The organism is Myxococcales bacterium (genome assembly GCA_022563535.1).
In the GTDB taxonomy this organism is placed as follows: Bacteria; Myxococcota_A; UBA9160; order UBA9160; family UBA4427; genus DUBZ01.
On sequence record JADFNE010000029.1, the window covers coordinates 39,634 to 54,818 of the forward strand.

13 protein-coding genes and 1 tRNA gene are annotated in these 15,185 nt (G+C 59.9%); 13 read left to right on the forward strand and 1 reads right to left on the reverse strand.

Features of this window, described 5'->3' with window-relative positions; genetic code table 11:
* Positions 1-2: 2 nt before the first annotated feature.
* The 12 genes from pilO (at position 3) to IH881_11040 (ending at position 14,135) form a co-directional block, all read left to right on the forward strand.
* Positions 3-602 carry a type 4a pilus biogenesis protein PilO gene (gene pilO / locus IH881_10985; protein ID MCH7868211.1) on the forward strand — a complete coding sequence of 200 codons (600 nt, stop codon included), beginning with the start codon at positions 3-5 and terminating at the stop codon, positions 600-602.
* A gap of 59 nt (positions 603-661) precedes the next feature.
* On the forward strand, positions 662-1,258 hold the full coding sequence (locus IH881_10990; GenBank protein MCH7868212.1) for a pilus assembly protein PilP: 597 nt from the start codon (positions 662-664) through the stop codon (positions 1,256-1,258).
* 146 nt (positions 1,259-1,404) lie between these two features.
* Positions 1,405-4,665: a type IV pilus secretin PilQ gene (gene pilQ / locus IH881_10995; GenBank protein MCH7868213.1), complete on the forward strand. Its 3,261-nt coding sequence runs from the start codon at positions 1,405-1,407 to the stop codon at positions 4,663-4,665.
* Positions 4,666-4,751: 86 nt separating this feature from the next.
* The gene (locus tag IH881_11000; protein MCH7868214.1) at positions 4,752-5,021 is read left to right on the forward strand and encodes a hypothetical protein; all 270 of its coding nucleotides are present in this window, start codon (positions 4,752-4,754) and stop codon (positions 5,019-5,021) included.
* Positions 4,982-5,284, forward strand: a complete 303-nt coding sequence (locus IH881_11005) for a hypothetical protein (GenBank protein ID MCH7868215.1) — start codon at positions 4,982-4,984, stop codon at positions 5,282-5,284. Before IH881_11000 ends, IH881_11005 begins: the two co-directional genes overlap by 40 nt.
* A 107-nt stretch (positions 5,285-5,391) precedes the next feature.
* The gene (locus IH881_11010) at positions 5,392-6,516 is read left to right on the forward strand and encodes a 3-dehydroquinate synthase (protein ID MCH7868216.1); all 1,125 of its coding nucleotides are present in this window, start codon (positions 5,392-5,394) and stop codon (positions 6,514-6,516) included.
* Between the two features lie 22 nt (positions 6,517-6,538).
* Entirely contained in the window at positions 6,539-7,585 is a 1,047-nt protein-coding gene (locus IH881_11015; protein MCH7868217.1) for a hypothetical protein, read from the forward strand.
* Entirely contained in the window at positions 7,582-7,956 is a 375-nt protein-coding gene (locus tag IH881_11020; protein ID MCH7868218.1) for a hypothetical protein, read from the forward strand. Before IH881_11015 ends, IH881_11020 begins: the two co-directional genes overlap by 4 nt.
* 167 nt (positions 7,957-8,123) lie before the next feature.
* A complete protein-coding gene (gene aroQ, locus IH881_11025) occupies positions 8,124-8,540 on the forward strand; it encodes a type II 3-dehydroquinate dehydratase (protein ID MCH7868219.1) in 417 nt (138 codons plus the stop codon).
* 3 nt (positions 8,541-8,543) lie between these two features.
* The gene (locus IH881_11030; GenBank protein ID MCH7868220.1) at positions 8,544-9,329 is read left to right on the forward strand and encodes a lipoate--protein ligase family protein; all 786 of its coding nucleotides are present in this window, start codon (positions 8,544-8,546) and stop codon (positions 9,327-9,329) included.
* Between the two features lie 151 nt (positions 9,330-9,480).
* Positions 9,481-12,783 (forward strand): tetratricopeptide repeat protein, encoded by a 3,303-nt coding sequence (locus IH881_11035; GenBank protein MCH7868221.1) that lies wholly within the window; start codon positions 9,481-9,483, stop codon positions 12,781-12,783.
* An 80-nt stretch (positions 12,784-12,863) separates the two neighbouring features.
* Entirely contained in the window at positions 12,864-14,135 is a 1,272-nt protein-coding gene (locus IH881_11040) for an AAA family ATPase (GenBank protein ID MCH7868222.1), read from the forward strand.
* Between the two features lie 29 nt (positions 14,136-14,164).
* Here the strand turns inward: IH881_11040 and IH881_11045 are convergent, their stop codons facing one another.
* A complete protein-coding gene (locus IH881_11045; GenBank protein MCH7868223.1) occupies positions 14,165-14,779 on the reverse strand; it encodes a hypothetical protein in 615 nt (204 codons plus the stop codon).
* 249 nt (positions 14,780-15,028) lie between these two features.
* Here IH881_11045 and IH881_11050 point away from each other — a divergent pair.
* Positions 15,029-15,104 (forward strand) — tRNA-Gly (locus IH881_11050).
* The last annotated feature ends 81 nt before the right edge of the window (positions 15,105-15,185 follow it).

A 15,185-nucleotide genomic window follows, 5' to 3' on the forward strand; every position in this document is an offset into this window, starting at 1 on the left:
CCGTGGCAATTGATGCGAATTTCGATTTTGATGAAGTCGTAGAGAAACTTGCGAAAGTACCGAAGCAGATTCGCCTGGGCGTTGTGGTCGCGATTATTGTCGGGGTCATGACTGGCTACTACTTCATGATCTATCAGGACAAGAGCATCGAACTGCTCAACCTTCAGGGACAGGCCGAAGAACTGCAGCGAAAGCTGAACAAGGTTCGGGTTATCGCCTCAAATCTGGATGAGTTCGAGCAGGAAGTGGCGAAACTCGAGCGCGACCTGTCGCTCGTGATAAAGCAGCTCCCGAGCCGCAAAGAGTTCGAAACCCTGTTGCGTGACATCTCGACTGCTGGAAAGAAGGTGGGGGTCGCGATCAAATCAATCGAGCGGAAAGATGAGGTTTCTCACAGCTTCTATGCAGAAGTGCCCTTCAAGCTGGAGCTCGAGGGTGAGTATCACAATATTGCGCGGTTCTTTGAACAAATGGCCGCCTTGCGACGAATCGTGAATATGGGTTCGATGGACATCAAGATTGTCAGTGAATCGGATGCCGGGACCACGCTCAATGTGAAGGGTATGGCGACGACATTCCGTTTCATTGAGAAGAAAGGTTGATTGGGGTTGAGTCAGTGACTGATCGGACTCGGACAGTGTTGGCGGTTAGGAGGAGTGGCGTGAAGACACTTGCGACAGTGTTGGCAATTGCGCTTGCGGCGACGACCCTGGTGGGCTGCAGTGACGAAGCCGGAGATGACGGCGCGCCCAAGATTTCTGACATGGCTGCCGAACGCGCACGCGTTTCGGCAGACATCAAGAAGCGCAAGGGGCGGAAGTCGGAGGCCGCGAAGATTGCGAAGGCCCCCGTGCCCAAAAAGCCCAGGGGAAAAGACGCGGGCATCGTCGAAACTGCTCAAGGCCCGGTCGAAATCGACTTTGTCTACGACGTTCGGGGCAAGAGAGATCCATTTCGATCGGTGTTCTGGGTAGTCGAAACTGCTCACGCGCCTCGCGGCCCGCTCGAGCAGTATGAATTGGGTCAACTGGCGGTGGCAGCCATTGTCTGGGAAACGGATCGACCCCGGGCACTGATTCAGGATCCGTCGGGATCGGCGTACGTGGTCAAAGAAGGTTCGAAGATCGGAAAGAACGAAGGTTTGGTCATCCACATTGGTGACAACCTCGTTTTGGTGAAAGAGACATACATCGACTTTGCCGGGGAGCAATCCACGCAAGATGTCGAAATGCGGATACGTACGAGCCAGGGAGGGTGAAGTCGATGGTCGCTCCGAAAAGCGGAAGCGTGAGAACTTTTGTAGCAGCGGTAGCCACGAGTGTAGTGCTTGGATTCGTTCTGGCCTGTGCTTCTACTGTGGTCGATAAGGGGAATCCCCCGGCCGCATGGTTGACCGAGATCCAGGTGGATTCGGGAACTGAGAGCTCTGCCGTGACATTGGTGGGTCTTTCAGACTCGATTTACACGGCGTCCTATGACGCTGATCTTCAGGCGATCGTCATTGAACTCGCCTCGGTCGATGCCGCAGATGCGGCAGATCGAGTTGAGATCTACGACGGGATCATTGACCACGTCACCACCAGCACCTACTGGGAAGAGGGTGGCGAGGCGGTTACCCGGGTCGAGATCGCACTCGGGACCGATGCCAGCTATACGATCGAAGCCACCGAAGAAGGTCTGAGAATTGACCTGGTCGAGGGCGGAGATCCACTGGCGTGGAACAACGCTGCCGATGATGACGGTACTGATCCCTGGGCGGCAGCCGAGGGCGAAGAACTCGCCGTCGCCGATCCGGCCATCGAAGATGCACCGGAAGCCCCAGCCGTAGCGGCAACGCCGCCACCGGTTGCGACGACGCTGTCAGCCGTCCGGGTCGAAAGCCTGGAAAGTGGTGTGCTCGTGCATCTCACGGCGAACGGCAGCATCTGGGCAGTGGAGAGCTTCGTACTCGATAGTCCCGACCGCCTCGTGGTGGACCTCCCCGGGATGGCACTCGAGACTGCAATTGCAACCGTGCCGGTCGACCATGCTCTGGTCTCGCGCGTCCGAATCGGCGCTCACGCCGACAAGGTGCGAATCGTGATCGATGGTGGCGAGCAGCCACTGGGTCTTGCCGGCCGCAGCATCAAGCCGAGCGCCGATGGTCTCTATCTCGCAGTAGGTTCAGGAGAGGAAATCGATCAGGCGTTGACCGCTGGTTTGGATGCCGCCCAGGCGACCTGGAACGAGCAGGCTCTGGCGCAGGTTGAACCGTCTGATGCGATGGAGGGCGACGACCAGCCGGACCAATGGCCGGCCGACCCAGCGATCGCCGATGAGGCCGCAGTCGAAGAACTCGCCGAAGCTGGAAATGAGGGTGATGGCGAAGCTTGGGACACCGGCGAAGCGACGGATCTAGCAGACGCCGCGCCCGTCGATGACGACTGGGAAGTGGCCGACGCCGACGTGATCGACGAAGAAACGGAAGTGACTGAGGTCGCGCCCATCATCGATGACGACTGGGAAGTGGCCGACGCCGACGTGATCGACGAAGAGACGGAAGTGGCTGAGGTTACGCCGCTCGAAGAGACGGAAGTGGCGGAAGTCACCCCCATCGATGAGCCAGCGGCAGAGACTTCCTGGGTCGCGATTCACGGGGTCCACTATACCCCGATGGAGAACCTGGATCGTATTGCGGTCCTCAGCGAAGCGGTCGTCGACTACAGCGTTCACTCGCCGAACGCGGACACCCTGATCGTGAGTCTCTTTGGCGCCACCATAGCGCCCGAGGCAGCGGGTCGGATCCGCGGCAAGTCGGGTGGCCCGGTTTCGCTGATCACGATCTTCGAGCAACCCGACGTCGACGGAAGTGAAGTTCGACTGGTGGTGACTCGTGCTTCCGGTCAGGAGCCCTTGATCAGTCGACGTGGATCTTTGCTCTTCATTGACTTCGAGCACCTCGGAGCGGTTGCAGCGCAGCCGCCGGCGTTCCCGGTGCAGGAGGAGATTGGCTTGACGCTCGCGTCGAGCGACGACACTGGCGACGCGCCCGCACCGGCAGCCGCTAGTGAAGAAGAGTCCAACTGGGAAGACGGAACTGCTGACGCGGCCGAAGCTACGCCCGCGGCCCCGATGGGCGACACGGGTGAAGAACTCGTCGCCCAGGCTGCATCCTTCGACGATCTGCCGGAGTTTTCGGAAAACCCCGGACTCGCCGGTCCCGCCGAAATGGATCAAGCCTTTGCGGATGACGATCTCGATCCACTCGCTGGAGACGACGAGTTTGCGAGCCTCACACCGCTGGCCGACGAATTCGATGATTTCGACGAATTCGATGAGGTTGCTGGATCCGACTTCGAAGAGTCCGGCCCGGCGTCCCTCGAACCGCCTGCAGCAGTAGAAGTGTTGCAGGAAGGGGGATTGGTCGACGGCAAGAAGTATAGGGGACGACGCATCTCACTCGATTTCAACGACGTTCCGATTTCGGATGTGCTGCGCTTGATTGCAGAGGTCAGTGATCTCAACCTGATCGCCGGTGACGAGGTCAAGGGAAGCGTGACAATTCGCCTGGTCGACGTGCCGTGGGATCAGGCGCTGGACGTAGTCCTGCTGACCAAGGGCCTGGGCTTTGTTCGTGTCGGCAATATCTTGAGGGTGGCGCCGGCCGATATCATCGCGGCGGAAGAAGAACTGCGACTCCAGGAACGACGCAACAAGGAGAAGCTCGAGGATCTCATGGTCAAGCTGCTGCCGGTGAACTACGCATCGGTCAAGGACATGCAGAAGCTCGCAAAGCGACTGCTTTCGTCTCGCGGTACGGTCAACATTGATGAGAGAACCAATACGCTCATCCTGAAGGACATCGCTTCGGTGATCGATGAAACCGTGGCACTCGTCAAGGCCGTTGATACAGAGACTCCGCAGGTGATGATCGAGGCCAAGATCGTCGAGGCCAACCTCAACTTCTCTCGTGAGTTGGGCAGCACCTGGGGAATCGTGACCCAGCCCTTCGTCGATCCGTTCTCTGGATCGGCGCTCCGGAGTGATCTAGGGACAAGTGACTTCCGCTTCCACGGAAGCAATGGTGTCGCGTTCTCGAATCCGATTACCTCGACCCCGACGGCCCTGGCCGACCTGGGCGCATTCCTGCTGGACGAGAAGCTCGACCTCAATCTCCAGTTGCGCGCTGCAGAGAGCATGGGTGAAGGCAAGGTAATCTCGAGTCCGCGGATCGTTACCTTGGACAACGGCTTGGCCACGATCGAACAAGGTGTTTCAATTCCCTTCCAGACCTTCGAAGGTGGGGACGCGAAACTCGAGTTCATCGATGCCGTGCTGAGCTTGAAGGTGAGACCGCACATTACCTCCGATCGAAGCATCATCATGGAAATCGAAGTCACGCGAAATGCACCGGACGATTCGGTGCCGACGCCGACCGGTTCACCCGCCATCGCGAAGGCGGAGGCCAAAACCGAGACCCTGGTGAAGGATGGTCAGACCCTGGTGATTGGTGGCATCTACACGATCAACAAGTCCGAGCGTGAGTCGCGCGTTCCCTACCTGCACCGCTTGCCCATCATCGGGACGGCGTTCCGCAGCAAGGAACTCACAGACATTCGCAAGGAACTGCTGATCTTCGTGACACCGCGCATCATCCAGTCTCCTTCGCTGGCGACGGGGACTTAGTACTCTCCGGGACGAGCTCTTGAAGACCGAACGCCCGAGACGGGGAAGAGCCTAGGCTCTTCCCCGTTTTGCGTATACTCGGGCGCGTGAGCGCAAGCGGAACAGTCTGGCTCGTGGGGATGATGGGTTCGGGCAAGAGCGCGGTTGGGCGCGGGCTGGCCCGGCGCCTCTGTCTGAAGTTCGCCGACAGCGACCTCGAGATCGAGAAGAACGCCGGTTGCAGCGTCGTGGAGATCTTCGCCAGAGAAGGAGAAGAGGGCTTCAGGCGACTCGAGGCCCTGGTGATTCGGCAGATGGGAAAGAAGAACCCCTGGTTGTGGCGACGGGGGGAGGAGCGCCGGCCCAGCCCGGTATGATCGACTTCATGACGGAACAGGGAACCGTGGTGTATCTGCGTGCCCGGCCCGAAACGCTGCTGGGCAGGATCGGCAATGCAAAGACCCGCCCCATGTTGAGCGACTTGACGCGCGAGGGGCGCATCGATCGCCTGAAGACCCTGCAGCGGGAACGAGAGCCGAGCTACAGTCGGGCCCAGGTCACAATCGATACCGACGAGGCCCTGGTGACCGAAATCGTGGAAGAGATTGCCGGGAAGCTCAACCAGTTGGGCGCGGGCTGAGGCGCAAGACCGGTTCGACGCTTTCGCCTGAGACGGCGATTTGTAGGCCGATCGCAGTCGTGCATCACGCGATGAATGTCGTGGCATGGGGGGAGGTCCGAAAGCGGATGGCAAAGGTCAACGGGCGCAGCCCGTCCCCGCGACGCAATTTGCGCGTCGATCTGGGTGAGCGCAGCTACCCAATTCATATTGGTACCGACAACCTCGACCAAGCCGGTCCAGCGATCGCAAAGGCCACTGGGGCTTCCCAGGTTGCCCTGGTAACGGTTCCCGGTGTGGGACGGCGCTATGCCGCGCGTCTTTCTCGATCGCTTCGAGAGGCGGGACTGCGGGTGCGCAAAATCGAAGTGCCGGACGGGGATGCGAGCAAGAACCTGCGAGAACTCGGCCGCCTCTACGACGAGTTTCTGCGCATCGGATTGGATCGAAGTTCTGCGGTTGTCGCGCTCGGCGGAGGGATGGTCGGGGATCTGGCGGGTTATGCCGCCGCGACCTACCTGCGCGGCATCCCCTACGTTCAGGTTCCCACCACGATCCTCGCCATGGTCGATGCGAGTATCGGGGGAAAGACCGCAGTCAATTTGAAGCAGGGCAAGAATCTTGTCGGTGCATTCCACCAGCCGAGGCTCGTGTGGATCGACACCGCGACCCTGCAGAGTCTTCCCCGTCGACAGCGGGCAGCGGGCATGGCAGAAGTGATCAAGGCGGGCGCCATCTGGGATGCCCGGCTCTTTTCCCGACTGGAACGCGACATGTCCAAGGCCCTCGACCTCGACGCAAAGGTCCTGGTCCCCATTCTCGAGCGGGCCTGCGCGATCAAGGTCAAGGTCGTGAGCCTCGACGAACGCGAATCGGGGGTGCGCATGCTCTTGAACTTTGGCCATACCATGGGACACGCGGTCGAAAAGAAACTCGGCTATCGCAAGGTTCTCCACGGTGAGGCCGTTGCGATGGGCATGGTCTACGCCGCGCGACGATCGGAACAGTTGGGGATCGCCCCCGATGGCACCCGAGAACGTCTGCAAAATCTGCTTGTGGCCACCAAGCTCCCGGTTCAACTTCCCCCTTTTCCGAGGAGGGCTTATCTATCCGGGCTGCAGGTCGATAAGAAGAAGCAGGATCGCCGCATCCAGTTTGTCGTGCTGCGCAAAATCGGAAAGGCCGAAACGGTCCCGCTCACTCCTGCTGAGATTTATCCGGCGGCCGAGTCGCGGCGCGTCGAACGGACCTGAGTGGGTTGATGGGGGAAAGCAGATGAATGACGAGACGCTCGACGACACTTCGGAGAGTCTGGCCGGAGCAGGCGAAGCCTCGGAGTTTGAACGGCTGGCGCAAGAGATCGAAGAGAATCCGGGCAGCCCATCATTCCCACGGCTGGCGGAAGCGTATCGCCGCGCCGGTCATGTAGAGCGCGCGGAGTCGATCGCAAAGGGTGGCCTGGCGGAAGCCCCCGAGCGCATGGGAGGCCGCGTTGCCCTCGCGTTGGCCATGATCGACAAGGGCGAAATAACCATGGCTTCGAAAGAGCTTGCGAGCATTCTAGAGAATGTCCCTGAGCTTCCCTCGGATTCGACTGCACCCGAATCCGTGTCTCTGGAGCATCGGCTGTATTCCACTCCGCTGGCGACACCCTCCGAAGCACTCCCGCAATTTGACGAGGATCGCGGAAACAATGCTTCCGAGGATGCCCTGCGTCAGGAGGAAATTGACCACGCATTCGACTCTGCTCGGACCGACGCCGACCAGATGATCAGCGCCAATCAATTGGCTGAATCGGCCATGCTCGATGTCAGCGACGATGTGGATTCAGACGATGCCTGCCCTGATGTCATCACCACAGACACTGCCGGCAATGATGACGTAGCCAGTTGCGACCATGGCGAGGGCTATTCCGCGAGCGGCCGCAAGGTATTTGCCACCGAGACGATGGCGAACTTGCTCGAAGGGCAGGGAGATCTCGAGGGCGCTGAGCGAGTCCGCGCGTCTATGCCCGACGAGGGGCCCGACGAGGCGCCCGACGAGGCGGAAGATGTCGAAAGCGCAACCGAACCCGAGGCTGACGCGACGACAGATCCAGACGTATCGGCTGACGCTGCGGCCACCGCACCCCTGATGGACCTGGTTGGCGCCCCTCTCGCGGAGAGCCCCGATCCCGTACCCGCCGCAGCGGAGTTGGATCTTCATCCCGACCTTCGCTCTGAGCTTCACCTGGACCCGGACTCGGCACGTGACGAGCGCGCGACTCGAATCATCCATCAACTCGAAGGCTGGCTTGCGAACATCCGGAGGGATGTCGCGTGAGTTTCGAAAGCATTCTCCAGAAGATTCTCGAAGGCAATGACGACGCAATCGGCATTGCACTGATGGGCAATGACGGCATTCCGATCGTGCACGTAAGTGGCAACCATTCAATCGAGAGCCCGCTCGGCGAAGATCTCGGCTCAGCCGGCGCGGAGTTCGGCCGCATCCTCGGTGACATTCACAAAGCCTCGGATGCCCTGGGCGGTGGACTCGTCAACGAAGTCGTGATCAGCCTGAGTCGCTTTACGTTGCTGTTTCGCGAGATCGCCGACGACGTAGTCCTGGTGTTGGCCCTCGGCCCCGAGGGCAATCTCGGCAAGTCGCGCTACCGCATGCGGCGCTATGAGCGAGAGATTCGCGACGAACTGTAAGCGGTTCATCACCCCAGCGTGCCAATTCTCGTATTGATGACCCCTGCGGGTGGGTTGTTGCTATACCTGTACCTCGACATCAGCCGCGGAAGACTGATCTCGCACAAGGAGGATCCGGCGTGGTCGACTCACTTCGTATTCTCGTAATACACGGTCCAAACCTGAATATGCTCGGAACCCGCGAGCCCGACATCTACGGGTCCACGAATCTTGCCGAAATTGACGGCTTGCTCTCCAGCCAGGCCAAGGAAAGCGGTTGTGAGCTCGATTCATTTCAGTCCAATCACGAGGGGCTGCTGATTGACCGGATTCAGGAAGCGAGAAGCAACGCCGACGGCATCTTGATCAACCCGGCGGGGCTCACGCACTCGAGCGTGAGCCTGCGAGACGCCTTGCTCGGGAGCGAACTCCCGGTCGTCGAGATCCACCTTTCGAATGTCCACGCGCGGGAGGAGTTTCGTCAGCACTCCTATATTTCGGGGATCGCGATTGGTGTCATTACCGGGTTCGGCCCCCAGAGTTATCGCCTCGGGCTCGAAGCGCTGATCAACCATTTGCGCGGGGCCTCGCCCAGCACTTCATGAACCATGGCTGGAACTCCCTGGCGTCTGATTCAGAGCGGCGATGCAGCGGGCCCATTCAATATGGGCCTCGACGAAGCGCTGCTCCGCAGTGCCTCTGAAAAGGGCATCGCGAGCCTGCGACTCTATACCTGGGCTGGTCCCTGGGTTTCCCTCGGCTACGCCCAGCGCCAACTCGACCCCGAGTACGTTCGCGCGTGTGAGCGCGAAGGCGTTGGGATCGTGCGTCGAACAACCGGCGGGCGAGCCGTGTTACACGGTCAGGACCTGACTTACAGCATCACGGCTCCCGAAGAAATGCTGTGTCCGGGTCTGCGCAACTCCTACGACCAGGTCGCGACCGCACTGGTGGACGCGATCCAGTCGTTGGGGGCGAGCACCGCGCGCCGTGTACCGGTGCGGCGGGGTGCACAGTCCTCCAGGAACTTCGACTGCTTCGCAGCTCCCGCCGGCGACGAAATTGTGGTGGGCACGGAAAAACTAGTCGGCAGTGCGCAGCGCCGCCGCGGGGGCGCAGTTCTCCAGCACGGTTCAATTCGCATCTCTGCGGATCTTCCCGCTGCGGCTGCAGCCGCGGGAATCGACCCGCGTGCCTCGGTCAGTCTGGCCGAACTGGGTATTGAGGCGAGCGAGGAAGCGCTGCGCGAGGCGCTCGTGGCCAGCTTTGCCAAGATCCTCAATGTGCAGTTTGAAGCAGCAGAGCCCGAAGCAGCGGAGCGTGCGCAGGCGGGCGAAAGAGTCGAATTGCATCGCGGTGATATTCTGGCCGCACCCAGCTCAAAATCAGTCTAGGGGCATTGCCGGCCCCTCATTTCCTCGCAGATCACCTGCGCTTGCAAGCCTCAAGGGCGCTCGTCGCTGGCCGATATGGACTCTGAGGAGGGGCATTTCCCCCCCCGTTTGCGGATTCCATTTTGGGAAGCTGAGGGCGCACGAATTGGCGTTGAATAAGCGAAAGGTCCTGGAAACTGCGCGGAAATTCGCGCAGAAGGGAGCCAAGGAGAAGGCGCTGAAAGAGTACGCCAAGCTCCTCAAGGCGGACTCCCGGGATGCAAAGCTGTTGTTGGAAGTTGGCGACGCCCATCGTCGCTGGGGCCAGAACGAAGAGGCCATCTCCCACTACATCCGCGTGGCGGAGCAATACAAGCAGGGCGGTTTCGACGCCCGGGCCGTCGCGGTCTTCAAGCAGATCCTGAACCTCGACAGCAAGCGCTATCCGGCGTACGTGTCTCTGGCCGAGCTGTATCAGCGAATGGGTCTAGACGCAGAAGCGGTCGGCGCACTCCAGACCGCGGCCGACGGCTACCACGCAGACGGCCAGAAGCCAGAAGCACTCGAACTGCTTCGCAAAATGGCGACCCTGGATCCGAGTAACACCACGAGTCGTATGAAGGTTGCGGAGTTGCTTCGCCAGGAAGAATTGCTCGACGAAGCCATCTCTGAGTACGAAGCCATTGTGGAAGAGATGGTGCGCCAAGGTGCAACCGATGCGCTGATCCCGGTCTACGAGCGCATTCTCGAAATACGACCCGAGCGCTGCGACATTGAATTCGCTTTGGCGCGCAACCTGGTTCAGCTCAGTCAGCCCGGCCGGGCGGAGCCTTTTGCCAGAAGCGCTTTCGACCAGCAAGCAGATGGTGACGGCCACTTCGATCTGCTCGTCGGGATCTACACCGAACTCGACAGAACGGATGAACTCACGGTCGTTACCAAGGCCATGGCGAAGCACCATCGAGATCGCGGCGAAGAGGACCAGGCTCGTGAGCTGATGCAGCGCTTGCCCAGCAACAATGCCTTCGAGCTGTCCGATAGCGGCACAGATGCAGCTGCTTCCACCGACGCTGTCGCGGACGACGACAGCGCGCTCGAAGACGATGGGTTTCTCGACGACGATTTCCTGGTCGTAGAAGACGAGTCGGACGACGGTGACGACTCATTCATCGACCTCGATGGCGATGGCGATGGCGATGGCGACGACGATTTCGAACTCGACATGGATGACGAATTCGACAGCTCGAGTTCGGCTGATCTGAGCTCGCCCGTCGGCGATCCAGACCAGCTGTTTGCGGAAGCCAGTGTCTACCTGCGCTACGGCAAGCGCGACCAGGCGATCGCGAGTCTCGAAGCACTGTTAGAGCAGGAGCCCAATCACCGCGGTGCAATCGAGAAGATTGGCGAGTTTTACGCGGATGGGGGAGATACGCCCAAGGCCGTCGAGTACTGGGTCACGGCAGCCAACCTCGCGGCCAGTGCCGGTGACGCCTCAGCCGTCGAGAACCTGCGCGAGAGAATCGCGGTACTCGACCCGGGTGCCGCACAAGCGCTGGCCCCGGATATTGCGGAAGTTGCATCGGATGAAGCCGGCGCCACGATTGTCGATCCGATCCGCTCCGACGTGGAAGTCGATCTCGTCGATGTGGCTGTCGCCGACAATGTCGAAGTCGATGTCGACGACATCGATGTAGATGCCTTTCCCAGTACCGAGCCCGAAGTCCAGGAAGAAGTCGATCTCGAGTTCGATTTGGAAATCGACTCCGACGAGGATTCCGCCGCCAGTTCGAGCGTCGCAGTAGATTCGGCAGAAGACAAGCTGAACGAATCGCTCGACGGAGTGGTCTTCGATACCTCGGCGGGGATTGAAGCTGGGGGCGCCTCGGCACAAGCCAGCCTTACGGCGAGCAGCCTCCAACACGTCAGCGAAGACCTGGAGGAAGCCGAGTTCTACATGGAGCAGTCGCTCTATGACGAGGCGGAGGCGATCTTCAACCGGGTTCTCGAGGTCGCTCCAAATCATCCCAGCGCCATGCTGCGCCTGGGTGAAATCCGTGCGGCACGCGGCGAAGATCCATCGGCAGCCGCTACCAACGCCGCGTCTCCGAGCGACGTAACCCTGGATCCGGCTGATCTTCCTTTCGAAAAAATCGCAGACGACTCGGCCGATGGCCTGGATGCGGCCGCAAGTGACGAGGACGCTTCGGTTGCTCTGGGAGAAAACAGCGAGCTCGAAATTGCGATTGAAGTCGAGGTCGATGAGGACGAGACATCCGAAGAAGCCGAAGAAGCAGCGGAAGTCGAGCTTGAATTTAATGTTGACGATGTTGAAGTCGAGGTTGACGTCGACGAGGGAGAAGAGATCGACGTCGAAGTCCAAATCGATGCCGACGATGCCGACGATGCCGACGATGCCGACGAAGACGATGTCGACGAAAAAGAAGATGAGCAAGCTACCGATGCGTCGGTCGCCGATCAAACGATGCCCCTGCCTGCAGATGAAGACAGCGTTAGCGACGTAGCCGCGTCCGCCCCGGATTCCGATGGCAGCGACACCCTGGACGCCTCGGGATCGAACGACGTCGCAGCCGCAGCAGAAGTCGCGCAGGAGGACGAAGACGATTCCTTCGATTTGGCCGCGGAGTTGCGCGAGACGATCGAAGAAGAAGACAGCCGCGCGGCCGAGGAGGATTCCGCCAGCAGCAGCAGCGAAGCGACTTCGGAAGAAGAGGGCTTTGCATCCATCTTCAAGGACTTCAAGTCGGGGGTAGAAAAAACCCTGGCCGAAGACGATTATGATACGCGCTTCGATCTCGGCATCGCATACCGGGGCATGGAGCTGTACGACGACGCCATCGGCGAATTCCAGATTTGCCTCGACAGTCCGGGGCACCAAGTCGAGAGTCTGTACATGATGGGTTTGTGTGCGATCGACCTGGGTCGCTTCCTGGACGCTTCGAATCATTTCGAACAGGCGCTCGCGCGCGATGATTTGACGCCGCAGAAAGAAGCGGGTCTTCGCTTTGACTTGGCTCGCAGTTTGGAATCCCAGGGCGACTTGACTCGAGCCCTTGAAGCGCTCGAAGCCGCGCAGGCGGCCGACCCCACGATTCCCGGTATCGATGACTACAAAACGAAATTGACGGAACTCGTGGCGAGCACGAGTGGCCCGGTCGAACTCGCAGACACTGAATCCAGCGACGAGGGTTTCGAAAACTTCGATGATCTGGTGGCCGAGATCGAGGCGGATGACGCGGAGGAAGAAACCTTCGAGTCTTTTGACGACGTGATCGCCGAAGCCGAGGCGAGCCAGATTGCCGCGGAGAACGCCAATTCGACGAGCGCCACAGAAGCGCCCGCACAGGCGGAAACAGTCGAAGCCATCGAGGTTGAAGAAGATCCCGATCCAGACGCGTCGGGAAGCAAAACCGGCAAGCGAAAGAAAAAGAAGAAAAAGAGGATTTCGTTCGTCTAGTCGCTCGGTGCGAATCTAGACGATGATCTAGCGGAGTCGCGAGCGTTGTGCGCCGGCTCTGCACGTAAGGGAGAGAATCCGTGGAACATCTGCATCACTTTGGTCTGAGACAGGATCCGTTTCAGAACGAACCGGACCTTCGGTTCTACTTCGATAGCGTTTCACACATCGAACCCAGTCGCCGAATAGAGCGAGGTCTGCGCCAAAACAAAGGCCTGTGCGTGCTGACGGGGGAGGGCGGTACGGGCAAGTCTCTGCTCGCGCGTCGCCTGCTCGAGACTCTCGAGGAAGAAATCTTCGACGCACAGTTCATGTTGATGATGCCGGGCGCTACGGACGCGACATCGGTACTCAATCGCTACGCGCGAATGATCGACATTGAAGACGCGAGTTCCGATCGACCCGGTCTGCTCGGTCAGATCTACGAGCAGTTGGCGATCGTGCGGGAAGAAGGACGACATTCGGTCTTGATGATCGACGACGCACATCTGCTGACCCGGGAAGCGCTCGGCGAAATTGGCGGCCTGCTGAACCTCGAGTACGAGGACAGGCGGTTACTTTCATTGTTCCTGATCGGCCTGCCCCAACTCGATGTCACCCTTTGCCACGAAGCTTCGCTCGGGCAACGGGTCGATATTCGTATGCTTCTCGGGCCTCTCGACTACCAAAACACCAACGACTATCTGATGCATCGCCTGAACATCAGCGGAGGAGATCCGGAGACCTTCCCCGCGGAGGCCGTGAGTGCTCTGTACAAGCTCGGTCGCGGTCGCCCGCGGTTGCTCAACACCCTGGCAGACAATGCGCTGTTCGAAGCGTATTTGGCCAACCGAAAACAACTGACGGCAGCAGACATCGAGCGAGCCGCCGCTGATCTCGGGGTTGGAAGTCAGCCGGGCAGTACCTACACAGCCATCCCGAGCGCAGCAGCACCGATGGCCCCGAGCGGTGGTTCGATGGACGCCAACGAAGTCTCGGCACTGGAACTCGACCAGATGGCCGATTCCCAGGTCGGGGTATCGTCGTTCACTTCCGGCAGCGAAAGTGCTTCCGCAATCGATCTCGGTGAACTCGTCGCACCCGGCGCCGAGCCCATGATGGAAATCTCGCCCGAGGGTCTCCCGGCGGCGGGAGCCGACGAACTCGATAGCGCCGTGCAAGAAATGTTGGACGAGAACGAAAGCGCTAGCGAACTGCCAGTCTTCGAAGGTCACAACGCCGCCGAACCCGCCGGCGCAGAAGCGACCCGCATTGCACTCCCGGACGAAATCAGTGCAGAGCCCATCCTCGACGCGGAGCCAGAGCCCGATGACGAGATGGAAGATCTATTCGTAGAGTTGATCGACGAATAAGCCTGGCGCTTCGATACTAGCTGGACTGTCTACGTTACCCGCTGAAGTTGGGCGCGTTGGACCTCGATCGTGAGGTCCTTCAGTTCTTGCGCGAGGTTCGCGTCGTCCTTGTCCGGCAGGGCGCGAAAGCCAAAGCGAACGTGGCCCTTGCGAAGTTTTCGGATACTGTGGACGCACGCGCGGCCCTCATAGCGCTCATCCTCTCCGCGCTCAACGACAACCGAGAGGGTCTGCCCCAGCTGATAACTTTCAGAAGTCACGAGTCCAAACCCAATGACGCTGATATCTCGCAGCGAGCGTCGATCAGTCCCCCCGGGCAACACCTCGATTCCCGACGTAAGGGTCGTCACCCGGAACGTCTCGCGCGCTTCGGCCGAAATCGGATCGCTCTGGCGCTCGAGCTCGAGCTGAAGTTTCACCCCCTCGATCGTGGCACGTGTGATGCGAACCGCCAACTGGAGAAACTGCGACCTGTCGGTGAAGTAGAGAAGAATGTCCTGCCCCGCCTCCAGGCCGAATTCACGATCGCTGATCGAAACGACAGCCGTATCGGCATTCCATTCCAAGCAGAGACCAAGGTGGAGAATTCGCTCTTCCTGCTCGTCCGGCAAGCGGACATAGATTTCTTGACAGGATTTCAGCATTTGAAACCTCCCGGGTTTGCTCTCGCGGCTTCTCTTCGTCGCGATGTTGAATGAACATTACGCGAGGGATGTTTTGGCAAGCGAAGCCCGGGGAACTGTCGAGGCGTGCTTGCGAGTTTGGCCCGATATCGGTTTTGCCGTTCGGAATCGCGCGCGGGATGGAGGATCCTGGCAAGCGGTTGGCAAATTGCTGTGAATTCGCGCCGTCGGTTGGCGAAGTAACCGCCCCTGCTCTAGTTTCCGCCCGGCGCGCGAGTAGCTCAGTTGGTAGAGCATCAGCTTCCCAAGCTGAGGGTCGCCGGTTCGAACCCGGTCTCGCGCTCCATGAATCTCCCGCCTTTCCGACCACTTGCACCGANTGCTTTTCTCTGTCGAGTTGACGCAGAAGTGTTGGTGCCGCGGGGGT